22 protein-coding genes are annotated in these 25,984 nt (G+C 62.6%); 5 read left to right on the top strand and 17 right to left on the bottom strand.

Annotated features, from left to right (window positions below; translation table 11 throughout):
* The first annotated feature begins 38 nt into the window (after positions 1 to 38).
* Positions 39 to 1,535, top strand: a complete 1,497-nt coding sequence (locus AB4Z53_RS29485) for an NAD-dependent succinate-semialdehyde dehydrogenase (protein WP_441599006.1) — start codon at positions 39 to 41, stop codon at positions 1,533 to 1,535.
* A gap of 37 nt (positions 1,536 to 1,572) precedes the next feature.
* A complete protein-coding gene (locus AB4Z53_RS29480) occupies positions 1,573 to 2,955 on the top strand; it encodes an aspartate aminotransferase family protein (RefSeq protein ID WP_441599005.1) in 1,383 nt (460 codons plus the stop codon).
* Positions 2,956 to 3,102: 147 nt separating this feature from the next.
* Here the strand turns inward: AB4Z53_RS29480 and AB4Z53_RS29475 are convergent, their stop codons facing one another.
* On the bottom strand, positions 3,103 to 4,416 hold the full coding sequence (locus AB4Z53_RS29475) for an alkyl sulfatase dimerization domain-containing protein (RefSeq protein WP_441599004.1): 1,314 nt from the start codon (positions 4,414 to 4,416) through the stop codon (positions 3,103 to 3,105).
* A gap of 347 nt (positions 4,417 to 4,763) precedes the next feature.
* Between AB4Z53_RS29475 and AB4Z53_RS29470 the strand changes: the two genes are divergently transcribed.
* A complete protein-coding gene (locus AB4Z53_RS29470; protein WP_113540939.1) occupies positions 4,764 to 5,189 on the top strand; it encodes a hypothetical protein in 426 nt (141 codons plus the stop codon).
* Between the two features lie 229 nt (positions 5,190 to 5,418).
* Here the strand turns inward: AB4Z53_RS29470 and pdxR are convergent, their stop codons facing one another.
* Positions 5,419 to 6,909, bottom strand: a complete 1,491-nt coding sequence (pdxR, locus tag AB4Z53_RS29465) for a MocR-like pyridoxine biosynthesis transcription factor PdxR (RefSeq protein ID WP_441599003.1) — start codon at positions 6,907 to 6,909, stop codon at positions 5,419 to 5,421.
* Positions 6,910 to 7,020: 111 nt separating this feature from the next.
* On the opposite strand from pdxR, the gene AB4Z53_RS29460 reads away from it, so the two are divergent.
* The gene (locus AB4Z53_RS29460; RefSeq protein ID WP_441599002.1) at positions 7,021 to 8,253 is read left to right on the top strand and encodes a benzoate/H(+) symporter BenE family transporter; all 1,233 of its coding nucleotides are present in this window, start codon (positions 7,021 to 7,023) and stop codon (positions 8,251 to 8,253) included.
* Between the two features lie 84 nt (positions 8,254 to 8,337).
* Here the strand turns inward: AB4Z53_RS29460 and AB4Z53_RS29455 are convergent, their stop codons facing one another.
* The 15 genes from AB4Z53_RS29455 to AB4Z53_RS29385 all read right to left on the bottom strand — a co-directional run bounded on the left by AB4Z53_RS29455 (position 8,338) and on the right by AB4Z53_RS29385 (position 23,184).
* Positions 8,338 to 9,735, bottom strand: a complete 1,398-nt coding sequence (locus AB4Z53_RS29455; RefSeq protein WP_441599001.1) for a family 16 glycosylhydrolase — start codon at positions 9,733 to 9,735, stop codon at positions 8,338 to 8,340.
* Between the two features lie 101 nt (positions 9,736 to 9,836).
* Complete coding sequence (locus AB4Z53_RS29450) at positions 9,837 to 10,895, bottom strand: AbrB family transcriptional regulator (protein WP_441599000.1); 1,059 nt, start codon at positions 10,893 to 10,895, stop codon at positions 9,837 to 9,839.
* On the bottom strand, positions 10,892 to 11,191 hold the full coding sequence (locus AB4Z53_RS29445; RefSeq protein ID WP_223729306.1) for an antibiotic biosynthesis monooxygenase family protein: 300 nt from the start codon (positions 11,189 to 11,191) through the stop codon (positions 10,892 to 10,894). Before AB4Z53_RS29445 ends, AB4Z53_RS29450 begins: the two co-directional genes overlap by 4 nt.
* On the bottom strand, positions 11,188 to 11,613 hold the full coding sequence (locus tag AB4Z53_RS29440) for a cupin domain-containing protein (protein ID WP_441598999.1): 426 nt from the start codon (positions 11,611 to 11,613) through the stop codon (positions 11,188 to 11,190). The genes AB4Z53_RS29445 and AB4Z53_RS29440 overlap by 4 nt, the downstream gene beginning before the upstream one ends.
* On the bottom strand, positions 11,610 to 13,010 hold the full coding sequence (locus tag AB4Z53_RS29435) for an NAD-dependent succinate-semialdehyde dehydrogenase (protein ID WP_441598998.1): 1,401 nt from the start codon (positions 13,008 to 13,010) through the stop codon (positions 11,610 to 11,612). Before AB4Z53_RS29435 ends, AB4Z53_RS29440 begins: the two co-directional genes overlap by 4 nt.
* Positions 13,007 to 13,816, bottom strand: a complete 810-nt coding sequence (locus AB4Z53_RS29430) for a hydroxypyruvate isomerase family protein (protein ID WP_441598997.1) — start codon at positions 13,814 to 13,816, stop codon at positions 13,007 to 13,009. Before AB4Z53_RS29430 ends, AB4Z53_RS29435 begins: the two co-directional genes overlap by 4 nt.
* Before the next feature lie 12 nt (positions 13,817 to 13,828).
* On the bottom strand, positions 13,829 to 14,302 hold the full coding sequence (gene rraA, locus AB4Z53_RS29425) for a ribonuclease E activity regulator RraA (protein WP_113540930.1): 474 nt from the start codon (positions 14,300 to 14,302) through the stop codon (positions 13,829 to 13,831).
* A gap of 11 nt (positions 14,303 to 14,313) precedes the next feature.
* Positions 14,314 to 14,952: a 3-oxo-tetronate 4-phosphate decarboxylase gene (gene otnC / locus AB4Z53_RS29420; protein WP_441598996.1), complete on the bottom strand. Its 639-nt coding sequence runs from the start codon at positions 14,950 to 14,952 to the stop codon at positions 14,314 to 14,316.
* Entirely contained in the window at positions 14,949 to 16,220 is a 1,272-nt protein-coding gene (gene otnK, locus AB4Z53_RS29415) for a 3-oxo-tetronate kinase (protein ID WP_441598995.1), read from the bottom strand. Before otnK ends, otnC begins: the two co-directional genes overlap by 4 nt.
* 20 nt (positions 16,221 to 16,240) lie before the next feature.
* Positions 16,241 to 16,906 carry an arylsulfatase gene (locus tag AB4Z53_RS29410; RefSeq protein WP_441598994.1) on the bottom strand — a complete coding sequence of 222 codons (666 nt, stop codon included), beginning with the start codon at positions 16,904 to 16,906 and terminating at the stop codon, positions 16,241 to 16,243.
* Between the two features lie 56 nt (positions 16,907 to 16,962).
* Positions 16,963 to 18,039: an ABC transporter ATP-binding protein gene (locus tag AB4Z53_RS29405; RefSeq protein ID WP_441598993.1), complete on the bottom strand. Its 1,077-nt coding sequence runs from the start codon at positions 18,037 to 18,039 to the stop codon at positions 16,963 to 16,965.
* Positions 18,032 to 19,792, bottom strand: coding sequence for an ABC transporter permease (locus AB4Z53_RS29400; RefSeq protein ID WP_441598992.1), 1,761 nt, complete (start codon positions 19,790 to 19,792; stop codon positions 18,032 to 18,034). Before AB4Z53_RS29400 ends, AB4Z53_RS29405 begins: the two co-directional genes overlap by 8 nt.
* Positions 19,793 to 19,853: 61 nt before the next feature.
* Positions 19,854 to 20,951 carry an ABC transporter substrate-binding protein gene (locus tag AB4Z53_RS29395; protein WP_441598991.1) on the bottom strand — a complete coding sequence of 366 codons (1,098 nt, stop codon included), beginning with the start codon at positions 20,949 to 20,951 and terminating at the stop codon, positions 19,854 to 19,856.
* A 124-nt stretch (positions 20,952 to 21,075) separates the two neighbouring features.
* The gene (locus AB4Z53_RS29390) at positions 21,076 to 22,170 is read right to left on the bottom strand and encodes an isocitrate/isopropylmalate dehydrogenase family protein (protein WP_291155340.1); all 1,095 of its coding nucleotides are present in this window, start codon (positions 22,168 to 22,170) and stop codon (positions 21,076 to 21,078) included.
* 87 nt (positions 22,171 to 22,257) lie between these two features.
* On the bottom strand, positions 22,258 to 23,184 hold the full coding sequence (locus AB4Z53_RS29385; protein ID WP_291155337.1) for a GntR family transcriptional regulator: 927 nt from the start codon (positions 23,182 to 23,184) through the stop codon (positions 22,258 to 22,260).
* A 189-nt stretch (positions 23,185 to 23,373) separates the two neighbouring features.
* Here AB4Z53_RS29385 and acnA point away from each other — a divergent pair, with 189 nt between their 5' ends.
* Positions 23,374 to 25,965: an aconitate hydratase AcnA gene (acnA, locus tag AB4Z53_RS29380; RefSeq protein ID WP_441598990.1), complete on the top strand. Its 2,592-nt coding sequence runs from the start codon at positions 23,374 to 23,376 to the stop codon at positions 25,963 to 25,965.
* The last annotated feature ends 19 nt before the right edge of the window (positions 25,966 to 25,984 follow it).

Below are 25,984 nucleotides of genomic sequence, written 5' to 3'. Positions count from 1 at the left end.
TCTGGCAGACTTCCTCCACACAACAAGAGGAGGCCGCCATGACCGCCGTATTTGCCCGAACGACCTTTCACGACGCGCTTGCCCGCCTTGCCGATCCGCACCTGCTCAGGGAGCTTTCCTATGTCGGCGGCCGCTGGATTGCCGGTCATGCCGGCGCCGGTTTCAAGGTGACGGATCCCGCCTCGTCGGCGACGCTTGCCTGGGTCGCCGCCCTTGATGCCGAACAGACCGGCGAGGCCATTTCGGCGGCAAGCGACGCCCTGCCCGCCTGGCGCAGCATGCTGCCGCAACAGCGCGCCGCGATCCTGCGCAAGTGGCACGACCTGATGCTTGAGGCGCGCGAGGATCTTGCGCTCTTGATGACGCTGGAACAGGGCAAGCCTCTTGCCGAGTCCCGCGGCGAGATCGACTATGCCGCATCTTTCGTCGAATGGTATGCCGAGGAAGGAAAGCGCCTCAACGCCGAAAGCGTCACCAGCCATCTGCCCGGAGCCGAGATGATCGTGCGCCGCGAGGCGCTCGGCGTCGTCGGCATCGTGACGCCGTGGAATTTCCCCTCCGCCATGATCACCCGCAAGGCTGCTGCCGCACTTGCGGCCGGCTGCACGGTCGTTGCGCATCCCTCCAGCGATACACCGCTTTCGGCACTCGCCCTTGCCGAACTCGGCGAGCGGGCTGGGCTTCCCGCAGGCGTCTTCAATGTGGTGACCGGGGACGCCGCCACCATCGTCGGCCGCATGAATGCCGATCCGCGTATTCGCGCCATGAGCTTCACCGGCTCGACGGAGATCGGCAAGCTGATTGCTGGCAAGTGCGCGGAGACCATGAAGCGGCTGGTCATGGAACTCGGCGGCCATGCGCCATTGATCGTCTTTGCCGATGCCGATGTCGATAAGGCCGCCGATATCGCCGTCGCGGCAAAGTTTGCGACCTCCGGCCAGGATTGCCTCGCCGCCAATCGCATCTATGTCGAGCGGTCGATCCTGAGGGCGTTTGAGGTGGCTTTTGCTGCGAGGATCGCGCGCCTGAAGGTCGGTGCAGGCCTTGACCGCGACAGCGAGATCGGCCCGCTGATGCACGAACGGGCGATCACCAAGGTCGAGGACCAGGTGGCCGACGCACTTCGGCTCGGCGCCAAGCTTTCGGTCGGCGGAAAGCGCCATGCGGCAGGACCACTCTTCTTTGAGCCCACGCTGCTGACCGACGTGCCTGACGAAGCGCTGATCATGCGCGAGGAAACATTCGGCCCGGTCGCCGCGGTCACCGCTTTCGACAGCGAGGACGAAGTGATCGCGCGCGCCAATGCCACCGACTACGGTCTCGTCGCCTATGTCGTCACCGAGAACGGCGCACGCCAGATGCGTCTTGCGCGCGCTTTGGAGTACGGGATGGTCGCGATCAATCGGGTGAAAATCACCGGCGGACCGATCCCCTTCGGCGGCTGGAAGCAGTCGGGTCTGGGCCGCGAAGGCTCGCGCCACGGCATCGAGGCCTTCACCGAACTCAAATATCTCTGCATCGACACGGCCGCCTGAACGCGGGCGCCACATTTCATACGCGAAAGGAAAGACCATGCTCGAGAAAAGCAACGAACTCAGCGCCTGGGACCGTGATCACTTTTTCCACCCGTCCACGCATATGGGCATGCACGCCCGCGGCGAGACGCCGACCCGCGTCATCGGCGGCGGCGAAGGTGTGTACATTACCGACACCAGCGGCAGGACGAGCCTTGATGCCTTTGCCGGCCTCTACTGCGTCAATGTCGGCTACGGCCGGCAGAAGATCGCCGACGCAATCGCCGAGCAGGCCAAGAACCTCGCTTATTACCACGCCTATGTCGGCCACGGTACGGAAGCGTCGATCACGCTTTCCAAGATGATCATCGAGCGTGCGCCGGAGGGCATGAGCCGCGTCCATTTCGGTCTTTCAGGCTCGGATGCCAACGAGACCAACATCAAGCTGATCTGGTATTACAACAACATCCTCGGCCGGCCGGAAAAAAAGAAGATCATCTCCCGCTGGCGCGGCTATCACGGCTCCGGCGTCATGACCGGCTCGTTGACCGGCCTGCATCTCTTCCACAACGCCTTTGATCTGCCGCGCGCGCCGATCCTGCACACGGAAGCGCCCTACTTCTTCCGCCGCCCTGACCGCTCGATGGATGAAGAGCAGTTCTCCCAATATTGCGCAGACAAGCTCGAGGAGATGATCCAGGCCGAAGGCCCGGAGACGATCGCCGCCTTCATCGGCGAGCCGATCCTCGGCACCGGCGGCATCGTGCCACCGCCGAAGGGCTACTGGCAGAAGATCCAGGCGGTGCTGGACAAGTACGACATCCTGCTCGTCGCCGACGAGGTGGTGACCGGATTCGGCCGTCTCGGCACGATGTTCGGCTCCGACCACTACGGCATGCGGCCTGATCTCATCACCATTGCCAAGGGCCTCACCTCGGCATACGCGCCACTTTCCGGCACGATCGTCTCGGACAAGATGTGGCAGGTGCTAGTGCAAGGATCTGACGAACTGGGTGCGATCGGCCATGGTTGGACCTATTCCGCCCATCCGATCTGCGCAGCCGCGGGCGTTGCCAATCTCGACCTGATCGACGAGTTGGGCCTGGTTGAAAACGCCGGCAGCACCGGCGCCTATTTCCGCGCGGAGCTGACGAAGGCGCTTGCCGGCCATCAGCATGTGGGCGAAGTGCGCGGTGACGGACTGATGGCCGCGATCGAATTTGTCGAGGACAAGGACGACCGGGTCTTCTTCGATCCGGCGAAGAAGGTTGGCCCGCAAATCGCGGCCGCCCTGCTCGAACGCGGCGTTATCGGCCGCGCCATGCCGCAGGGCGATATCCTGGGCTTCGCGCCGCCGCTCTGCCTGACAACCGGCGAGGCAGACATCGTCGTGAAGGCGGCCGCCGGCGCGATCACGTCCATACTCGGTGCTGGAAGGTGAAGTTCGGCCGACGGGGTCGCTGGCAAGCGCGAACGAGGAGGAAGCGGGTGCGATCGTTTCCGTCCTCGCCAGGCCCGGTCGCGCCAGCGACCGGGCCTGGCGACTGTGTGTGTCCGATGAAGTCGCGGCAACCGCCCGCGGTGAAGACTACTGCTGGTTCTCGGCGTTCCGCAGATGCTGCGCCGTGGTGAGATAGTAGTTCCGGGCAGTGGCGTTGATCTGACGCTCGCCGAGCTCGGTCAGCGCCCTCGCCTTGATCGCCTTGGCCTGGATGTTCTCAGGGTCGGAGGCCAGTACATAGTCGATCAGTTCCGCGCCCCACTGGAATTCCTTGGCCTCGATTGCTTCCTGGGCGCGGGCGATCATCTTCGCTGTCCCTCCGGCCATTTCGAGCATTTTTCGAGCGCGCTCGGTGGGCGGCAGAGGGTTCAAATTCGTGGCATTTCCATCGAACCAGCCGACATAGTCGGCATAGATGCCGCGCACCGCCCATGCGACTGTGCCGTAGTATTCTTGCAGATAGGGGCTCCTTGCGAGTTCGGAAGAGAGCTTCACTTCCTGAACGAGTTCGTCCGGCGTTTTTCCCTGTTTGATTCCGGCAAGCGTTTGATCGAGGACCGTCTTGATCCCGTCCCGGTAGTCGGTGAGCGCCTTGCGGACTTCGTCCTTTCCGAGGATAGGTCGCATGTGACCCTGGATCATGTAGGTGGCGTCCAGCGCGAGCATCTTGTCGAGGCTTGCGACCCACTTCTCCGGCGGCCGCAGCTTGAGGCCGCGGATCGGCGAGAGGTTCGGGTAGGATTTCAGGAAATCGTCGCCGGGGATCAGCACGCCCTTTCCGGGAATCCAGACGGCCGTGTTCTCCGGTGACTCTCCGGGCGTATGGATAAGTTGCATCGAGACACCGGCGAGCTCGACGGTCTCGCTCTCGCCGCTGAAAGTGCGGGTCGGCGACAGGAAGCCCTCCCGGGTATGCGGCGTGGCGCGGCCGTATTCGAGCTGCGTGCCCGCGTTGATGAACAGATCGTCGGTCAGCTTCGTTCCGAAGGCATCGCCGCCATCCCTCGGACCCCTTCCGAACTCAGGGCCGGATTCCACCAGCGTCTGATGGCTGTAGATTTCGGGATTGTCAGCTCCGGCAAATACCTTCGCCCCGCCAGAATGATCCGGGTGATTGTGGGTGTAGATGATTGCCCGGACAGGGCGCACGAAGCGATCACCGAAGGCGTCCACGATCGACTTGGCGTCGACAGGATTGGCGGATGTGTCGACGATAATCGAGCCGCCGTCGCCTTGGATCAGCGTGACGTTACTCGCCGAATAGCCGACGGCGGCAAAAACGCCCTCCGTGATTTCGATGACATCCTTGCGGAATTCGGCGGAACTCGCACGCAATTGCTCACGCCCGGCGAATTCATCTGCAGAAGCGGGCAATGCCTGCCCAGGAGTTGGTGTGACCATCAAGGCTATTCCTACTTCACGGCTCCGCGAGCCTGGCGTCAGGAGTGACGGCCATTGGCCGTCCATCGTTGCGGCTGCGACTGCAGCGGATCTGGTGGACGTGATATTGGAATTACTGGCCGGTGTCCCGTCCTTCCTTGCGACCAAGACGCACCCGGCGATCACTACTCCTCTTTTCGCGCCACACGCCTCAGACCTCGCCCCCCGGCCATAGAAAGTCGTCTGTCTTTGCGCTGGTTCAAACAGTCCGGTCTCACCTGCCCTTAGGTTCACACCGAGATTGCCGGATCGTCGTTGCCTGGAAGCGGAAGGTGCTTCGACGCAACGTTGGACATGGAACACATGCAATGCGAGCAGCGGACCCAGCTATGACATCGACATTGGCCCAAACCAAAGAAGACATCGGCCGCGCGATCGCGCGCATGCACGGCGCGGTCTTGAGCAGCGCAATCGACTGCGAATGCCGAGACCGGGTGGGCGAGGCACTGCGCGACCTTGAAAGGCTGGAGCGAGAGCGGATCGAGCGGAGCCTGTTGGCAGCGGCCAGCGACCAGCGCCAAAGGATCGAGGCACTTCTGGTGCTGCTCGGTGACTTCGACCCCAACGAAACGGATGCCCTCGACGACGGCACCATGGCGGAGGCGAGCCTGCTCTTCGCCGATATCGCTGCTGCCGCGGAGTTGGGTTCCTATTTGCTACGACAATCGCGCCAGGTTCGCCATTCATCCGGCGGAATGCAGGAGGCTGCCAATCATGCCACGCCGAGAGAGTGAGTTTTATCCAGCGCGCTTTGCAGGCTTGCAGCGACGCGACGCCTCTCAGCGGAGCCGGTTCAGAGACGCGCTTCTGGACATCGCCATGTCCCAAACCGTTGCGCTCGGGGATATGAGCTTGCTTCTCGAAACCCTGCAGGACGACAGAACAGCCGGCAGTTCGGACTGGCGTTGATGTCGCCCGCCATTTCGTTCTGGCGTTTGCGCCGGAAATCCGGCGTCAAGCCGGCTACGGCTTCGCTGTGGCGCCGAATGCGTCCGCCATTTTCCTGACTGCGGCCTCGATTTCGCGCGGCGTGTAGGCCGCAAATCCCATCAGGAAGCCGGCCTTGGGCGTGCCAGCGGCGTAAAGATCGGACAGTCCCATGATGTCGATCCCGGCACGTCTTGCGGCGTCGATGGCTATGCGTTCCGGTATGTTGCCGGCCAGTACACAGGGCATCTGTAGCCCGCCGATGGGGACCTGCGCTTCGACATAGCTCGAAAGATGCTTGTCGACGAGGGTTGCCAGTAGGTCGAGCCGGTCGGCGTAGACGCTGCGCATGGTGCGGACATGCGCACCAAAATGCCCGCCTTCCATGAAGCGGGCGAGCGTCAATTGCGCCAGCGGGGCGGTGTGCCCGTCAAGCAGCGTGCGCGCGACCGTCATCGGCTGCACAAGTTGGGGAGGCAGCACCACATAGCCGATCCTCAAGCCCGGAAAGAGCGATTTGGTAAAGGTGCCGATGTAGATCGTCCGGTCGTGCGGATCGAGGCCCTGCACGCAGGCCGTCGGCTTGCCGGCATAATGGAATTCGCTGTCGTAGTCGTCCTCGATGATCCAGGTCTGATGGCGTTTGGCCCACTCGATCATCGCCAGGCGGCGCTCCAGCGCCAGCGTCGCTCCGGTCGGGAATTGATGCGAGGGCGTCAGGAACACGGCCTTGGCTTTGCGCGGTTCGGCCATGATCTCCCCGACGACGAGGCCCTGGTCATCGACGCGAACGGGAACGCATTCCAGCCCCGCCGCGTCGAAAGCCTTGCGCGCACCGTAGTAGGCGGGGTCTTCGATGAAGATCCGATCGCCGGGGTCGAACAGCATGTTGGCGCAAAGTGTCAACGCCTGCTGCGAACTCGTGAGGACCAACACCCGATCGGCCGTGGCGCGCGCGCCACGCTCCAGATTCACGTAGTCGGCGATGGCACGGCGAAGCGCTTCGGTCCCTTGCGGATCACCGTGAAGGAGCACCTGGGTACCGCTTTCCCGGAAGACCTGTCGTTCCAGGCGTTCCCAAATCCGGAGAGGGAAATTCCGCGTCTCCGGCACGCCATGCGCGAAGGGTCGCGGCGCAAGCAGTTCGCGCACACCGCCACTTTGAAACATCGCATCGCCACGTCTGCTGAGGTTCGGAGCCTGGTTGCGCAGCAGCGTATCTCGCCGGGAAAGGCGCCGACCGGGTGCGAACTCCTTCATCTCGGCCACGAAACTCCCGCTTCCCACCCGGCGCTCGATGAAGCCTTCAGCATGAAGTTGACCATAGGCTGCTTCGACGGTGTCGCGGGATACGCAGAGCGACTGGGCGAGCGCGCGTGACGCCGGCAGCGGCTTTCCGGGCCCAAGCACGCCATCGAGGATCAGTTGCCGGATCGCCCGCTGTATCCGCGCGTGAAGCGGCATCGCGGCATGCGCCGGATGGGCGAGCCAAGCCTTCACGGACTCCAGTTGCGAATGCTTGAACAAATGGTCTGACCCTACCTAACAAAGTGGATGGGAACATCAGTCCATTGGACGGCTAAATGTCAACGCACTTCGTCGGCCATCCGCCGCAGAATTCAGGAGTACCATCAAGACATGCCTTCCCATCCATCGCCCTCTCCCATCCGCCTGTACGACCTGACGCACCCCATCGTGGCGGGCCTGATCTCCGTCATCGTCAATTACGGCGGCACATTTATCCTCGTCTTTCAGGCCGCGAAGGTCGCCGGCCTCAGTCCGGAGCTGACCACGTCTTGGGTATGGTCCGTCTCCATCGGCGTGGGGCTGTCCGGGCTCTTCTTGAGCTGGCGATATCGCGAGCCGATTATCACCGCCTGGTCGACACCGGCGGCGGCGTTCCTCGTGACGGCACTGGCGACGACACCCTATGCGGAGGCCATTGGTGCCTACATGGTCTCGGCCGCAGCGTTCGTCGCACTTGGCCTTTCCGGCTACTTCGAGAAGGTCATCGGGCTGATCCCGTCGGGCATTGCCTCCGGCCTATTGGCCGGCATCCTGCTGCAGTTCGGGATCGGTGCGTTCGGCGGCGCCAGCGTCGATCCGCTGCTCGTCGGCTTGCTGATCGTTGCCTATGTCGTGCTGAAGCGCTTCTCCGCCCGCTATGCGGTGGTCGGCATCCTCATTCTTGGGCTCTCGTTCCTGCTTGCAGAGGGCCGGGTCGACCTGTCCGGGCTGAAGCTGGAATTCGCGGCACCCGTTTTCACCATGCCGGAATTCTCGCTGAACGCACTGCTTTCCGTCGCATTGCCGTTGTTTCTGATCACGCTGACCGGCCAATACATGCCGGGTATGCTGGTGCTGCGAAATGACGGCTTCAAGACCAGCGCCAACCCGATCGTCACCGCGACCGGCCTCGGTTCGCTCATCATGGCGCCCTTCGGCTCCCACGCTTTCAATATCGCGGCCATCACCGCGGCAATTGCCACCGGAAAGGAAGCGCATGAGGACCCGTCCAAGCGCTGGATCGCGGGCATCGCAGCAGGCTGCTTCTATGTGCTCGTGGGTGTCTTCGGTGTGACCCTCGCTGCCGTGTTCATGGCATTCCCCGCAACATTCATCACCACGCTTGCGGGCCTCGCGCTGCTGGGCACGATCGGCGGCAGCCTTGCCGGAGCGATGGCCGATCCGACATCGCGCGAGGCTGCTCTCATCACATTCCTGGCGTCTGCCGCCAACATCAAGCTTCTCGGCATTGGCGGAGCTTTCTGGGGTCTGGTAATCGGCCTCGTCGCCTATATCGTGCTGAACGGGCGCCTGCCGCAACGCGACAGGATCAAGTTGGCCGGGACCGAGGGAGCCGCCAAATGAGCGCCGGCCTTCCGTCATCTTGATCCCTGAGAGCTTTGGCGAGGCCGGCCGCCGTGCGGGCCGCCGGCCTTGCCCGCTACCCGATTAAATGTCCCAATCGGAACCCAGCGCGTACGCCTCGATGTGGTCGATCTTCATCTCCGCTCCATCGGCAAAATCGTCATTCGGCGCTTCGGCCATTCCTCCGACCGCAAGATTGACGAGCATATACATCGGCTCGTGCATATCCGCGGGCGTGTCGGTGCGGGCGATCTCCGTGTCGTCGAAGTACCAGACGATCTCGTCTTTCGTCCAAAGCACGCCATAGTCGTGAAACCCGTCGGTATCGGCGACCTGCGCCCCGTCTCGGCTCACGGTGTGCTCACCGCTTTCATTGGAATGGGCGGTGGTGACGACGGTATTCGGGTCCTGCCCGCGCATCTCGACGACGTCGAGTTCGGGCGGCCAGGAGCCGTCGGCGGGTAGCAGCCAGAAGGCGGGCCAGGCGCCGTGGTCGTCCGGCATGTCTGCCCGCATTTCGAAGTAGCCGTAGGTCTGGGCGAAGGACGAGTAGGTCGTCAGCATCCCGGACGTGTAATCATAACCACCGATCTCGGACTGGATTGCTTCCGATGCGCGCTCCGCGGTGATCGTAAGTACGCCGTCCCCGACCGAAAAAGGATTGGCAGCAGCGGTCGGCTCGTAGCCCGGATTGACATACCACTGCAGTTCGCCGTTTTCAGTGAGCGTCGCCCCCTCTTCCGGCGCCCACCAGTATTTCGCATCCCAGACACCGCCCGTGTCATCGCGGAGTTGAAGCGTGTCGAAATCGTCCGAGAAAGTCTGCGTGAAGGCCGACCGGTCCAGGCTCAACTGGAACTGGCTTTCCTGCAATTGCTCGGTCGCCGTATCGGCGAGCACCAGGCTTTCGCCATCGGCGAGATGAAAGCGGAGATCGTCGCCCTCCTGAACGGAGTTGGCCAGAACCTGGTCGAACGACGTGATGCCATAACCGTCGAGGCGAACAGTGTCGTTGGAGCTGAAATCGGCAATGACGTCGCTGCCATTGCCGCTCTCGAACACGAAAGTATCGGCTCCACCGCCGCCAATCAGCACGTCATTGCCTGCGCCTCCGTCGATGGTTTGGCTACCGGAACCGCCGGTGATGATGTTGTCGGCACCGTTGCCGAATGCATGTCGACCATCGCCGGTGACGGTCAGGTTCTCGAAATTCTCCGGCAAGGTGTAGCTCATCCACGTATCGATCGTGTCTACACCTTCGCCGGGCGCCTCTTCGGCCCGGTTCGTCGATGAATAAAGGTAGTAGATATCGTCGCCCGTGCCGCCGACCATCGTTACGTCGACGGAACTGTCGCCCCAGATGGAATCGTTACCGGCGGTGCCGTAGAGGGTCGGTCCGGATCCGGTCGCGGAAAACCATGCCGTCGAGCTTCCGCTGTAATAGAGCGGTTGTCCTAGGGCGTTCATGGCAGTTCTGCTCATCGAGAAGTCTCCTGCTGGATTGTGCCCCTTCCCGGTGAGCACCCCTAGCATCTCCGACTGTGGCCTGTCGCCCACACCTCCAACTCTTTTGCCCGCCGACATCAACGCATCGGTGCGCCGAACAATCGGAAGGCAGCGGATGCGCCCGCGACGACGGTGAGCACGCGAACGACGTGATGCAGCACCACAAACGGCACTTCCACGTTGAGCGAAAGGGCAATCAGGCTCATCTCGGCGACGCCACCGGGCGAATAGGCGAGCACATAGGCGATGAACCGGTCCCCGCCCATGAACGACAACAACCCGGCAAACATCAGCGTCGATAGGAGCATCAGCACCGTGGCGCCGGCGGAAAGCACCATTGCCCGCACTACCATGCGCGGTGACGCGTTGGCGAAGCGGCATCCGATCGTCGCGCCAATGACGACCTGTGCCGCAGCAAGGGCAATGGCAGGCAACTCGAAATCGGTCACACCGGCCAGATGAAGCACGGCGCTCGCAAGCATCGGCCCGACCAGAAACCGCGCCGGCAATCGCAGGACGGTACCAAGCGCAACGCCGCCGATCACCGCGCCGGCAAACCACAGCACATCCGCTACCGACACTGCGGTTTCGCCGGCGGACACGACGCCCGTTCTGTCGATCGCGACGCCCGTAAATGTCTGGATCAGAAACGGCAGCGCCAATACGACCAGGAAAATTCGGGCGGCATGGATGAGCGCGATCATCCGCTCGTCGCCGCCCTTTTCCGCGCCGAGCGTGATCATTTCGACGAGACCGCCAGGCATCGCGGAGAAGTAGGCGGTAACGGGATCCAGCTTGGCGAGGTACCGGAAATAGGCAAAGGCCAAGGTGCCGGTGATGACGATGAAGGCAATCAGGCCGCTGAGCGATACGATCCAGGCCGAGACATGTCCGTATGTTTCCGGCGAAAAGGAGGTGCCGAGCATCGCACCGATCACCGCCGTCATCGGTGGGCGCGCGTGCTTCGGCAGGGAGACGGGAACGCCTGCAAAGGCACAGACGGCCGTGGCCAGCATGGCCCCCAACAGCCATGCAAGCGGCATATGCGCCAGCCACATCAAGAACCCGCCGAACGCACCGATGCAGAGCGTCAGCGCAAACCGGCCGCCCGCCTTGCGAAGTCCGTCGCGGCTCACCGAGCGCTCATGACCTGGCGCGTGTGCGTTACGACGGGCGCCGCCGCGAAGCAGGGACCGACGATCTCGCGCCAGGTCTGAAAATCGGCAGAGCCTCGAAACCCTTCCATGTGATCTTCGACCGTTTCCCAATCGACGACGAGTCGATAGACCTGCGGCGTCTCGATGACACGGTGGAGGGAAACCCCGTGACATCCCCTGGCACGGAGGAAAAGCGGAACAGCCTTCTCGACGCCTCGTTCGAAATCACCCTCCAGCCCCGGCTTGATGGTCAATTCTGCAACTTCCTGGATCATACCGACGCCCCCGGCTTGTGGCCATGCTCGGCGTCGATCGTGTGCTCCTCGCCGGTCGCGATCATCGTCCGAGTGGCATCAATCGATGCATAGACCCAGAAGATCCGCATGGGCCCCGTCTCCGACGCATTGATGAAGCGGTGCGGAACGTTCGCCGGAATCCAGGTCGTGTCATTGGGCCCGAGGGGATAGCGCACGCCATCGATCTCGGCGATCGCCTGACCATCGAGGATCATCACGCTTTCCTCGCAATTGTGCTTGTGAAGGCCGATCGCAGCACCTGGATCGAACGCGGTGATGCCGTTGATCATGCTCGTGGAGCCGCATTTCCGCGTGACCAGCGGCGTGGTGCGTGCGCCGTTGCCACGGTCGTTGGTCTTCAATTCCCTTGGCCGCAGGATGGCCGGCATCACCTTGCTCATCGTGCTCCTCCCTGTGCGGTCGCCGGCGTCTGGGTGGGGCCAATCCACACGGTCTTGATGTTGACGAATTCGCGGATGCCGTAGACCCCGAGTTCGCGCCCGTAGCCGGAGCGCTTGATGCCGCCGAAGGGGTAGCGAGGATCGGAAGCGACCATACCGTTGATGAAGACGGCGCCGGCTTCGATCTCGCGCGCAAGCAATCGGGCGCGTGCGAGATCGCTGGTCCAGAGCGCGGCACCGAGCCCGAACTCCGTCTGGTTGGCGAGCGTCACCGCCTCCTTGGCATCTGTCACGCGGATGATCGCCGCAACCGGCCCGAAGGTCTCCTCGCAAAAAGCAGCCATGTCGGGGCGAACGTTGTCGAGGACCGTCGGCGGATAATAGAACCCGTCGCCGTCGAGCGGCGCACCGCCAACGCGTAGTGTCGCGCCGGCAGCAAGCGTGCGCTCGACCTGTTTGTGCAGGCCGGTCATCAGGTTCTCCCTGGCCATCGGGCCGATATTCGTTTCCCGCTCCATCGGGTCGCCGATCTTCAGCTTCGCCACCTCTTGCAGGAAGAGGTCAACGAACCGGTCGGCGATGGTTTCTTCTACGATGAAGCGCTTGGCATTGACGCAGGATTGGCCGACATTGATGTAGCGCGCCTTGACCGCGATCTTCGCCGCCTCTTCGAGATCGGCGTCGGCGAGCACGATGAACGGGTCCGAGCCGCCGAGCTCAAGCACCTGCTTCTTCAACGCCTTGCCGGCCTGCGCGGCGACAATCGCCCCCACCTCCGTCGATCCCGTCAGCGTGACGGCCGCGATCCGATCGTCGGCGATGATGCCGGCAACCTTCGACGGCTCGATCAGCAGCGTGGCGAAGAGACCTTCAGGGCAGCCGGCTTCCCGCATCACCTCTTCGATCGCGAGCGCACATTCAGGGACATTGTTGGCGTGCTTCAAGATTGCGCCATTGCCTGCTGCAAAGGCAGGAGCGGCAAAGCGGAAGAACTGCCAGAACGGATAGTTCCACGGCATGATCGCCAAGACGACACCGAGCGGATCGAAAGCGATTACGCTTTCAGCCGCGTTCGACGCCACCGGTTCATCCGCAAGGTACTTCGGCGCATTCTCGGCATAGAAATCGCAGTTGTAGGCGCACTTCTCCACCTCGGCCTCAGCCTCTGTGATCGGCTTGCCCATCTCGCGGGTTATCATTGCGGCATAACGGTGTTTTCCGGCCCGCAGCACTCGCGCCATGGCGGAAAGAAGCGTGCAGCGCTCAGCAACTGGTACTCTTCGCCAGGCGGCCTGTGCCTTCGCTGCCGCGCGCAACGCCTGGTCGACATAGGCATCGCCGTGAAGGTCGTAGCGCGCAAGCTCGCGGCCGTCGGCCGGATTGGTGGAAACGATCATGCTCTTCTCCTGATTTCTGATCTCGCCCGCCAGGCGGCAAGAAATGTCAAACTCTCGACTGTGTTCGCCGAGGGTGTGAACTCGAAGCCGATGGCACCCTGAAAGCTCTGCGCTTCAAGTGCGGAAAGGACTGGCTCGAAATCGATCGTCCCGGTCCCCGGCTCCTGTCGGCCCGGATGGTCGGCGATGTGGATGTGTCCGATCCGATAGGCATTTTCCGCGATCCACTGAGCCGGATCGATGCCGGTCGCACGCGCATGGAAGGTGTCAAGCAGCAGCGAGAGATTGCCGGGACCGAAGACATCCTGCACGCGGCACGCCTGCTCCAGTGTGGAGAGCGCATAGCCCGGCACCGACCGCTCACTGATCGCCTCGATCAGGATCTTTACCGGCGTACCGGCCGTTCGCTGAACGGCGAAGTGCAGGTTCTCGAAGTAAACGCCTTCGGCCTCTGCATCGCTTCCTTCAGCCGGAATGCCGGCCATCGGGTGAAGGTAGGGCGCATCGACGGTGAGCGCGAACTCAAGGGCGCTATCGAAGGCTGCGCGAAACTCCGGCTGCCGGCCCGACAGCGCGGCAAGGCCTTTTTCGCCCTTCGCGAGGTCGCCGAACGCGCAGGAGAGCTGCGCAAAGCGGAGACGGTGTCTCTCCAGCAGACCGCGGATGATCGCTGGCTCGAACGTCTCCAGATAAGGGTGTTCGACGGCATCAAAACCCATCGCAGCAGCCGCTCCGAAGCGTTCCTTGAAGGGTAGCTCCTTGAGGAGATAGCCGATATGGGCCGAGAAAATGGACTGCACGGTCACCGCACTATCCCCTCAGCGAAGATCGCGGGCGCTGACGAGCACGCCGTCCACATCTGCATAGAGGTAGGCGCCGGGCGCGAAGGTGGCGCCGCCAAACTGGACTGGTGTCTCTTTCTTGCCGGCGCCGTCCTTCACGGACTTCTTCGGTGTCACCGAAAGGCAGAAAACGCCCACGTCCATCTCCGCGATCTCGGCACTGTCGCGCACCGCGCCGTTGATCACGATGCCGGCCCAGCCATTGTCGCGAAGGATCATCGCGATCTGGTCGCCAAGCAACGCGACGCGGCTCGAGGCGCCGCCATCGACGACCATGACCCTGCCCTCGCCTGGTTTCTGCAGCTCGGCCTTCAACAGAGCATTGTCCTCGAAGCATTTGACGGTCGCGATCGGACCGCTGAAGGACTTCGTCTTCCCGAGTTTCAGAAAGGGAAGATTGCAGAAGTGCACCTCCTCCCCATGCGCATCGACGAGATCAGCCGTTTTCATCGGTATTTCCTTCAATAGCCGCCGAAGACGGCCTTCAGTTCCGTGACGTTTTCAGGGGAAAGCATGCGCTTCGGCGCATCGCGCAACAGCACCAATAGCTTGGCAGTTTCCTCCAGCTCCTCGGCTGCGTAGACCGCCGATGCGATATCCTTGCCAGTAACGACAGGGCCATGATTGGCAAGCAGCACGGCGGCATAGCGACCACCGAGTTCCCGGATCATGTCGCCCATGCTTTCGTCGCCCGGCTTGACGTAGGGCAGCAGCTTCACTTGCCCCACGCGCATGACAACGTAAGGGGTGAGCGGCGGAATGCAGTCGTCCGGATCAATGTCGGCAAGACAGGAGAGAGCCGTGGCGAAGGTCGAATGAAGGTGGACCACCGCGCCCGTCTGCGGCCGTGTTTCGTAGAACGCGCGGTGCAGGAACACTTCCTTCGAGGGCTTGTCGCCGGATATGTGGTTGCCCTCGCGGTCGAGCTTCGAGATGCGTGCCGGATCGAGAAAGCCGAGGCACGAATTGGTCGGGGTCATCAGGATCCCGTCCTCGACTGCAGCACTGATGTTGCCGGCGGAGCCGACCGAGAAGCCACGGTCGAACAACGACTTCGAAAGCCGGGCGATCTCGTCGCGTATCCTGTTTTCAGCACTCATCTGCCTGCAAGCCTTTCCAATGCTTTGACGAAGAAATCGGGGCTGCCGAAATTGCCGGACTTCAGCGCGAGCGCCACGGGACTTGCCCCGCCCGACAACAGCACCGGCACCCCGGGATCGATTTCCGGCCCAATCGTCAGCGCGCCGAGATCGAGTGCCGAGACGACCGCCCCGGACGTTTCGCCACCGGCAACGACGAGGCGACGGACGCCAGCCTTGACCAGTTCCTGCGCCGTTTTGGCAAAGAGATCATCGAGCGCTCCGGCAACAGCTTCCCGGCCGAAGCGCGCCTGGACCGTCTGGACCTCCTCGGGCGTGCCCGAGGAATAGACGAGCGGCGCCCTGCCCTCGTTCGCGCGCAGGAAGGACGTCAGCTCGGCGGTCGTCACCGAGCCGGCCATGACGCCGGCAACGTCGATGGCAAGCGTCGGGTGGTTCTTGCGGTGGATCTCGACCTGTTCTCGGGTCGCACCGGAGCAGCTTCCGGCGAGAATGGCTTCCGGTCCGTCGACGCCGGCTACGCCGGCGCCGGTCCCGGCAGCAAGGCCTTCATGGATGAAGTTTGCGGCAAGACCGATCGCGATGCCGGAGCCACCCGTGACAAGGCGATCTCCCGCCGCCGCACGACCGATTGCGACGAGGTCGTTATCCGTGATTGCATCGACGATGACGAGCGTGCGATTGCGCTCGCCGTTCTCCCGCAGTGCTGTTCCGATTTCGGCCGCCCCTTGCCGGACGACGGCGATATCGACATGTCCAACCTCAGTTGTCGACTGGAGCCGCAGCCAGCGCCGGATATCCGCGTCGGTCATCGGGTTGAGCGGGTGGCTTTGCAGGCCGGACTCGCTCAGAAGGCGATCCTTCACGAAGAGGTGGCCCTGATAGACCGTTCGGCCGGCACCGGGAAAAGCGGGGCAGGCGATCACGCCTTTGACGCCCAAGGCCTCGGCAAGCGCTTCGGCGACGGGGCCGATATTGCCCGCCGGAGTGGAATCGAAGGTCGAGCAGTACTTGAAGACGATCTGCTGGCACCCCTGATCGAGCAGCCAGCGCAGGCTCGCCAGCGACTGCTCGATGGCCGAAGCTGCCTCGACCGACCGGCTCTTCAGCGCAATCACGCCAGCCTCCACATCGGGTTCGGCCTTTGCGCGCGGGATTCCAAGGTATTGAACGGTGCGAAGACCACCCTGCCCCGACAGACCCTTGGCAAGCGTGTTCGCGATATCGCTTGCCCCTGTAAAATCGTCTGCAATGACGCCAAGCAGCATTGAAGGTGTACTCCCGAATGTCAGGCTGCGCCGAGAAGGCGCTTGAGTTTGTCGATGGCGGCATCCGGGCTCGACAGGACCGGTATGTTCGTCACCGCCCGCACCGCAGATACGGCGCGTGCCGTGGAAAAATGCGCAAGCACGATGCTGTCGAAGCCACGCAACCCCGCCGCAGCTTCGGCGACGAGCCGATTGTGGGTCTCTGCATCACCCGCCCGCACCGCCTCGATCGCGCCGTGCACCAGAAAGCTCTCCATGGTCGCGGTCGGATCGATCCTTTCGGCCTCCTCCCAAAACTCCGCCTCCATGCCGTCGCGCGCAGGCGGGAAGGTGTAGAGCATGGCAGTCCTGCCGCCTTTCCGGATCGCAGCCTCAAACATCGCCTCGTTGGGTTTCAGCACCGGGATGTCGACGGTCGTCGCCGCCTGCTCGATCGCCCGCCCGAAGGCCGAGCAGGTGAAGAGCACGGCCGCACTCCCGATCTGCCGCGCATATCGGGCCAGAGCCTCGATACGCGCCGTCAGGGCTTCGGTGATGTCGGTGCTTGTGGCACGGTCGGGCGAAAGGCTGTCCTCCAGAAGGTTGACCACATCCGCGTCCGGCCAAGCCGTTGCGAAAGCAAGTTTGATCGGTTCCATCGCGATCGGCGTCGCGTGGATGAGCGTTATCCGGGGCTGTCTCGACATGAAAATCCCTTTGAATGGAGCGGCCGCCGGGAGGAACGGCGACCGCCAAGCGCCCGCTAGCGCTGGCCCGCCGAAAACACCCAGACGCTCTCAGACGGGATTCGTGCCCAGACAGTGCCGGTCGCCAGCTGCCGTGCGCCGTGTGCCTTGGCGACGAAATCGCCGCGACGCAGACGGTATTCCCAGCGGTCGCCGAGATAGATGCTGTCGTCGAGGTTCATCTCAAGCCCGCCCGCCTCGGGCTGGTCGCTGACGCTGATCTGCTCGACCCGGATCACCGCACGCGCGTCGTCGGATGCGTTGACGCCGGATGCCTCGCGCACCGTGCCATCGAGGCTCCAGTTGTCGCCGCCGATGACGGCGCTACGGCCGTTGATCGATTTCACCTTCGCCTTGACGATGTTGTTCGCGCCCAGGAAGTCTGCCGAATAGAAGCTGTTCGGATTGGAATAGATCTCCTGCGGTCCGCCTTGCTGGACGATGCGACCGTCCTGTAGCAGGAGAATGTTATCGGCAGCGGCCAGCGCCTCGCTTTGATCGTGGGTGACGAGGATCGCGCAGATCTCGAGGTCGAGGATCAGCTTGCGGATCCAGTAGCGCGCCTCTTCTCTGAGCTTCGCATCGAGATTGGAGAGCGGCTCATCGAGCAACAGCACACGCGGCTCATAAACCAGCGCCCGGCAGATGGCGACGCGCTGCTGCTGGCCGCCCGACAATTGCGAGGGGAAGCGATCGGAAAGATGGCCAAGGCCCATGCGTTCCAAGATCGCCTGCACACGCTTTTCGATATCGGCCTGCGTCACCCCGCGCAGCTTCAGGCCGTAGCCGACATTCTCCTTGACGGTGCGATGCGGCCAAAGGGCGTAGGATTGAAACACGAGGCCGATGTTGCGCTGTTCGGGCGGAAGCGCGAGCTTCCTTTCGCCATCGAGCACGGTCTTGCCGCCGATGACGATCTGGCCGATTTCCGGCTGCTCGAGCCCGGCGATACAGCGCAACAGCGTGGTCTTGCCGCTGCCCGAGGCACCAAGAAGGGCGACGATGGAGCCGCGCTGCGCGGTGAAGGACGCACCTTTCAGGATCTGCAGACCGCCCAGCCACTTCTGGACATTGCTGACAACGAGTTCAGTCATGGATTTTTGCTCCCAAACGGAGGGCGAGTGCGAGACCTGCGCCCGTCAAGACGATGCTGATGAGGGAAAGAGCGGCGATCGTGTTCATGGCGCCGGTCTGAAGAAGCGAGACCATCAGCGAACCGATGACTTCCGTGCCGGCGCCCATGAGGTAGACGCCCGTCGCATATTCGCGAAGGAAGATGATCATGACGAGCGCCCAGGCACCGGCAAGACCCGGCCGGACGATCGGGATCACCACATCCTTCCAGGTGCGGCCGATCGTGGCGCCCGTGGTGCGGGCGGACTCTTCGAGCTCCGGGGCGACCTGGATCAGTGTTCCCTGCAGGAGGCGCAAACCATAGGACAGGCCGACGACCAGATAGGCGACGAAGAGGCTGACCAGCGTTGGCCTCAGCGGCGTGAGCAACGGCACGAACAGGAAGACCCAGAAGAAGGCAAGGCCGACGACGAGGCCCGGAAGCGCACGCGGCAGGAGGACGATATAGTCCAGCACCGTGTTCGACATGCCCCAGTTGCGGTGACCGGCCAGGCCGACGGCGAGATAGRTCGCCACGGCTGCAGCACCACCGACGACCGACAGGATGATCGTATTGACGATGCCATTGTAGAGGCTCGGCACTTCGAGCATGCGGCTGAAGTTGGAGAGGGTCAGTTGGTCGAAGAGGTTGACGCCCTCGCCCCAGGCATCGACGAACGCGCGCACCGTGATGCCGCCGATCGGGAGAGCGACCGAGACAAAGAGCCAGAAACCGATGACCGAAAGGGCAATGACCTGGCCGCTTGTGCCGAGTTTCAAGGTGGCGACGCGGGCACCCTTGCCGCCGAGTGCGGCATACTTGCGGGCATTGCGCAGCAGCCTGCGCTGCATCCACACAAGCGGCAGCGTGATCAGCACCAGCACGACCGCGACGACAGCCATGAGCTGATAGGTCGGCGTGCCGAAAAGCGTCGTCAGCTTGTAGATATAGGTGGTGAGCACCATGATCCCGTTCGGATCACCAAGCACGAGCGGAATGCCGAAGGTTTCGAAGCCGAGCAGAATGTTGAGGGCCGCCGCAAAGATCAGCGCCGGCAGCACCATCGGCAGCGTAACGTCGCGCGAGACCTGCCAGATGGACGCGCCGGTGGTGCGGGCGGCTTCTTCGAGGTCCGACGGCAGATTGCGCATGGCAGATGAGACATAGAGATAGACGTGCGGAACGTGGCTGAGGCCGGCAATCAGGATCATGCCCGGCAGGCTGTAGATGTTCCACGGCACGAAGCCGAGAATGTCGCGCACGAAGAGCGACACGAAACCCGTCGGGCCGACCGAGACGGTGTAGCCGAAGGCAAGCACGATCGACGAAATGAACATCGGCACGAGCACGAGGATCTCGAGCAGGCGCTTGCCCTTGATGTCGGTGCGCGTAATCAGGAAGGCGAGCAGGCCGCCGAGCGGCACCGCGATCGCCACCATGCCGAACGAGAAGATCGCCGTCGTGCCGAGTGCACGATAGAAGTTCTTGTCGGTGAAGACGTATTTGTACGCATCGAGGCCGAAGTGCGCACGGGGGCTGAAGAACGCGGCCGTCAGGAAACTCTGGTAGATGATCAGGCCGACGGGTGCCAGGACGGCGACCGCGAGCAGACCGATGACGATGCGCCGATAGAAGTTTGCATTGCCATGCCGCGGCATCTTTGCCGGATACTTCTTTTCGGCTGCGGCTTTCGTCAGGGGGACTGCAGCCGGTGCTTGGATGTGGGTAGACATTCTATGCCTCTCGCAAACGGTGGCGGAACCGCGGCGCCAGAGCGCCGCGGTCGGCTAAGCATCAGCGGCTGAGGGCGGCTTTCCAGTCGTTGAGGAACTGAACGCGCTTCATCTGGTCCATGTATTCCAGAACACCCTCGTCGACGGCGATCGGCTTCAGGCCACCACCGACACGCTCGTTGAGCGTCTTGATGTTGAGGCCGGCGGTCACGTCTTCACGGATCGACGGCAGTCCGCCTTCCGCCAGAAGCGACTGGCCTTCGGACGACAGCATGAAGTCGACGAAGAGCTTGGCCGCGTTCGAATGCGGAGCATCCTTGGTAATCAGCGCCAGACGCGAGAAGGCGGGCGTATAGTCCGTCGCGAAATGCACGCCGAGGTTCGGGCTCTCCTTGACCCAGTCGAGCGCGTAGGAGCCGATGATGTTGATGGCGATGACGTTTTCGCCCGAAACCACCGTTTCCTTCATGCCACCGGAGCTGGAATAGATCTTGGCGCCATCGTCGCCCATGGCCTTGGCAAGATCCCAGAAGTCCGGTCGGTTACGCGCATCGTTGGAGTGGTGCAGGAAGCCGGAACCGCTCTTTTCCGGATCGAAGGTCGCAACCTTGCCTTGAAGCTCGGTCTTGTTGTCCTTCAGGAACGTGATCATGTCGGCATAGGTCTTCGGAAGCTTGTCTTCGGAAAGGGCCTTGGTGTTGTAGATCACGCCGATCGGCTCGACGGTGGTGGCGTAGAGCGTGTTCTTGTAGTTTGCCCAGCTCGGAAGGTTGCCGGCTTCTGGTGAAGCGTAATCGGCCGCGTAACCATCCTGGACCAGCGTCATCTGCAGGTCCATCGCTGAGCTCCAGACGATGTCAGCGGTGGTCTGGCTGGCGGCAGCCTCCGAGATCACCTGGTTATAGGCACCGTTCGTCCCGAGATCGTTGTAGGCGATCTTGATGCCGTATTTCTTGGTGAAGGCATCCTGCAGCTTCTGCGACTGGGCCGCATCGGTCGAGGTGTAGATCGAAACGGTCCCTTCCTGCTTGGCCTTGGCGATCAGGTCCGCATAGTCGGCAGGGTAGCCCGCGGGCACTTCCTGCGCTTGTGCAGCAAAAGCCGTCATGAACGCGGTGACCGCAACGGCCCCAAGGCGGCCGGAAACATGCTTGTTCATCTTCTCTTCTCCCAAAAGACGCCCGGCTCCAAATCTCCTCCGGGCAGTTCCGCGAGGGCCGTTGCCGCCCTCGCGCCTCCATGTCCGTACTTTGGCTTTTAAATATCCAAAGTACAAACTCCGATCAGGCGTTCGCAAGCTTCCGCTCGCCCTCGCCGCTGCGAACGGCACGCGCCACGAGCGAACCGAATGCATCCGTGCCGATGCTGCCGCCGAGGTCGCGCGTCCGGGACGCCGGGTTCGCAAGAACCTCGTCGACCGCACGCTCGATTTCCGCGCCCGCGGCCTCGAATTGCGGCAGACCGCGCTGCTCGCCGAGCCAGCTGAGCATCATGGCTGCGGACAGGATGAGCGAAGTCGGATTGGCGATGTTCTGGTTCTGGATATCGGGTGCTGAGCCATGCTGCGCCTGGGCACAGACAAGGCCGGTCTCGGCATTGGCGTTGATCGAACCGGCCAGGCCAAGGCTGCCGGAGAGCTCGCTGGCGAGGTCCGAAAGAATGTCCGAGTAGAAGTTCGTCGCGACGATCACGTCGAAGCGCGAGGGGTCGCGGACCAGATGGGCGGCCATCGCATCGATGATGAATTCGTTGAGCGTGACCTCGGGGAATTCGGCAGCGACCTTGCGTACCTGCTGAAGGAACAGGCCGTCCGTGAGGATGAAGTTGTTGGCCTTGTGAACTGCGGTCACCTTCTTGTTGCGCTTCATGGCCAGCAGGAAGGCCTGGCGCGCGATGCGCTCGCAGGCAGACGCGGTTATCTTCCGCACGGAAAGCGCCACATCCGGCGTCGGCATGAACTCACCCGTACCGGCATACATGTTGCGGTCGGGATAAAAGCCTTCCGTCGCCTCGCGCATGATGACGAGGTCCATCTTCTTGGCGTCGTTCAGGAACGGACGGGAGCGCGCCGGACGCACGTTCGCGTAGAGGTCGAGCTTGACGCGGAAGCCTGCCGAGACGTTCACGCCACCCTTGTCGCGGGCCGGATAATCCATGTGGGACTGGGGCCCAAGGATGATGCCGTCGAAAGTGCGGGCGCGATCCAGCGTCTCGTCGCGCAGCGTCGAGCCGTACTTCTCCAGGCTCGTGAAGCCGGTGTCTTCGAAATGGTATTCGAGGCCCAGACCGAAAGCCGCGTCGGCTGCCTTCAGAACCTCCATGGTTGCCGCAGTGATCTCCGGACCGATCCCATCACACGGCGTCACGAATATTTTCATCAGCTAATCTCCCATGAGGCGACGAGCGAAGTCGCCGCTCTACGTCACGGGCGGATTATTGGCTTTTTAAATCTGAAAATGCAATCCCTATTTTTCGAGATTGTCTTTTTCATGCGCCTGGTGCGACCAGGACCAGGTAATCGGCGACTTCTTGGACAGTGCGCCGCCAAGGTGGCGACGCATCGCGTAGGAGGCTTCGACAACCTCGCCGCGCTCAAGAAGATCAAGGATTTCGAGGTGTTCCTGGCATTGCCGTACCGTGCGGCTGCGGTCGACGCGGGACCGATATTCGAGGAGGCGTCGCATGCGGTTCACCCGCACCAGCGAAATGTGAAAGAAGGGATTGTTCGACATCTTGATGAGTTCTTCGTGGAAGAGCGCACCATTGTGCAGCAGGCGCTCCGCCGGCAGTCGCTCGATGTCCGTCTCCAGCATGCGCATCTGAATGCGCCGCTGCTCATCGATGATCTTTCGATCGAGGCTGAACTCCGGCTCGAGCATGGCAGCCGGTTCGATCAGCATGCGGAAACGATAAATCTGCTCGAAGGCCTCCGGTGTCTTGGCGACCGGCAGGAATCGCCAGCCGTAACCCTGCTTGCGCTCAGCCCATCCTTCACGGGTCGCGCGCATCAGCACGTCGTTGAGCTGGGACTTGGTCAGTTCGTAGCGCTCCCGCAACGTCTGCTCCGTGACCTCCGCCGGGATGCGATCGGTCAGCCAGTCCTCGGCAAGGCGCTGGTAGTCGTTCGCAACTTCGAACGGTTCGGCATCTTCACGGACCCGCTCGGCGATGGCGCCCGGCGGTTCTTTCACGAAGAAGCCGCGGTTCTCCTTCTGCTCCAGCAGCCCCTGCCCGGCAAGGATCTCCATCGCCTCGCGGACCGGTGACCGGGAAACGCCGAAGCGGTCGGCCAATTGTTGCGTCTTCACATGGTCGCCGACGCTCAACTCCCCGGACGTCACGAGCAGGCTGATTTCGTTGGCGATAGTCTGTGCCAATTGGCTGGAGCGCATGTCGGTAGTCCCCGGATTCGTAAAACTTTGCCGGGCGCCACGATATTTCACCGCGCACGCAAAGGGAACCGAACTCCCTTTTTTTTGCATATTCCGCCAACGAAAAAGCCAATGGAAGGGCTTTCATTGATTGACTTTGGTATTATTTTGGCTTTTTAGTTTTAAAAAAGCAATATTGGAGGAATCGACATGGCGTTGCGCATCCCTTCGGTCCACGGAACGCTGAACGTTGTGGACCTCCGCGCGGATTTCGGACCTGACTTCGAACGCCTGCCCTGGGTCCTGCGCATTCTGCTTGAAAACGTCGCACGCAAGGACACCGCCCAGTTGGCCTCGACTATCGCGGCGCTCAAGTCCTGGCTCGAGGCAGGGATGAGTGAAGCGGAGATCGCTTTCCACCCTTCCCGGGTCCTGATGCACGACACGACCTGCGTGCCGGCTCTCGTCGATATTGCCGCCATGCGCGATGCTATCGCGGAAGCCGGTGGCGATCCGGACGCGTTGAGCCCGGTGCTCCCGGTCGATGTCTCCGTTGATCACAGCGTCGCCGTCGACCGGTACGGCCAACCCGACGCTCGCCGCTTCAACATGCAGCGCGAAATGGACAGAAACAGCGAGCGCTATCGCCTGATGAAATGGGCGACCCAGGCCCTGCCGGGTGTCAAGGTGCATCCCCCGGGGACGGGGATCATGCATACGATCAACCTCGAGCAGCTCGCAACGGTGATTTCCGTCGAGGAACGCAGTGGGGAACGATGGGCCGTGCCGGATACGCTGATCGGCACCGACAGCCATACGCCGATGATCAACGGCATCGGCGTATTGGCCTGGGGCGTCGGCGGCCTGGAGGCCGAAAGTGTCTTCTTTGGTTTTCCGGTGACGCTACGCATTCCCGATGTGGTCGGCGTGCGGCTGAAGGGAAGGCTGACGCCAGGCGTTCTCTCGACCGATCTCGCGCTGGAAGTGACCCATCTGCTGCGGCGTCATGGAATATCAGGCGAATTTGTCGAATTTTTCGGCGAGGGTGTTTCGACGCTTTCGGCCGGAGATCGCGCGGTCGTCGCCAACATGGCGCCGGAATACGGTGCCTCGACGGGTTACTTTCCGATCGACGAACAGGCCCTTGCCTATCTCAGCCAGACGGGCCGGTCTCCGTCCCATTGCCAACTCGTCCGCGACGCGGCGAAGGGGCTCGGCCTCTGGTTCGACCCTGCAGCTTCGCCGCGCTATACCCGCGTGATCGAGCTCGACCTCGCGGCGGTCGAACCATTGATAGCCGGCCCACGCCGCCCGCAAGACAAGCTGCCACTGGCCAATGCCCTGGTTGCACTTGAGACCGCATGCGGCCGGCCCTTGGAGCAAGGCAAACCCGGCATACCGGACGGCGCAATCGCGATCGCCGCCATCACGAGCTGCACCAACACGTCGGATCAACGACTGCTCGCCGCGGCAGGCCTGCTCGCCCGCAATGCCAAACGCTTAGGCCTGCGCCCGCCCTACTGGGTCAAGACATCGCTGGCACCCGGCTCGCCATCCGCCGAACTGTTTTTGAAGCGAAGCGGCCTGCTTGCCGAGCTTGAGGCCGTCGGTTTCGGCATCGTCGGCCACGGATGCACGACTTGCATCGGAAACTCTGGCCCCCTTCAAAGCGAGATGGCCGACGCGATCGCCGTCGGAACGATCGCGGCAGCCCTGCTTTCAGGCAATCGCAACTTTCCCGGCCGCGTGCATCCAAGTCTCCAGTTCGGTTTCCTGGCATCGCCGCCGCATGTTCTGGCCCTATCCTTGATTGGAAAGTTCGTTCCGGACCCGATGAACACTGAGATCGCACAAGCCACGGACGGAACACCCATGCGCCTCGGAGACTTGATCCCTGCCGACGTAGAGATCGAAGCCGTTCTCCAACAACACTCCGATCCGCAGGACTACCACCGCGCGTTCCTGAACGCGGAGCGAAACGAGGCTTGGCATGCGTTGGCCGCGCCAACGTCATCGACGTTCCCGTGGGATGAAGCCTCAACCTACATCCGACGACCACCCTTTGCCGTCGCGGGCGCGCCCAGCCGCGTCGGGACCTATGTGGCGCACCCTTTGCTCGTGCTCGGAGATGACATGACCACGGATCACATCTCTCCGGCCGGCCAGATCGGTGCCACCAGCTATGCCGGCCGCCACCTCGTTGCCGCCGGTGATCCCGCGAACGATCTCAACGTCTACGCCGCCCGTCGCGGCAACTGGAGGGCGATGGTGCGCGGCCTCTTCGACAATCGTTCGGCCGCCAACCACCTCCTCGATGGCAGGCCCGCGTCAACGACCGTTCACGCACCGACAGGGGAAGAGGCCCCACTATGGGAGGTGGCCGAACGCTACCGATCGGAGCAGCGCTCCGTCGTCGTCGTTGCAGGAGAACGCTACGGCGCCGGATCGTCGCGTGACTGGGCGGCGAAAGGCATCGGACTGCTCGGGGTGCGGGCTGTGATCGCCTTGAGCTTTGAGCGGATTCACCGCACCAACCTGATCGGCATGGGTGTTCTTCCCATCATTCTCCAGGAGGAGAAGATGCCGCTGGTATCAGCCCTCGACCTCCTGGAGATCGACGCGACGGCTATTTGTCCACGTGGGCCGGTGCCTTTGGTTCTGAAACGCACCTCCGGCGAAAACGTAACACTGGCGGCTCGGGCGGCGGTGGAAACGGAGCAAGAGGTAGAGACCCTGCGCGCAGGCGGGATGATCCCCCAAATTCTCGACCGCCACCTCAGGGCGCACAGCCTGGTGCCATAACAGGCGGGACAAACGCCGG

This window comes from Ensifer sp. 2TAB8, from assembly GCF_052115125.1.
Lineage (GTDB): Bacteria > Pseudomonadota > Alphaproteobacteria > Rhizobiales > Rhizobiaceae > Ensifer.
This window is presented reverse-complemented; position numbering and strand designations above follow the sequence as displayed.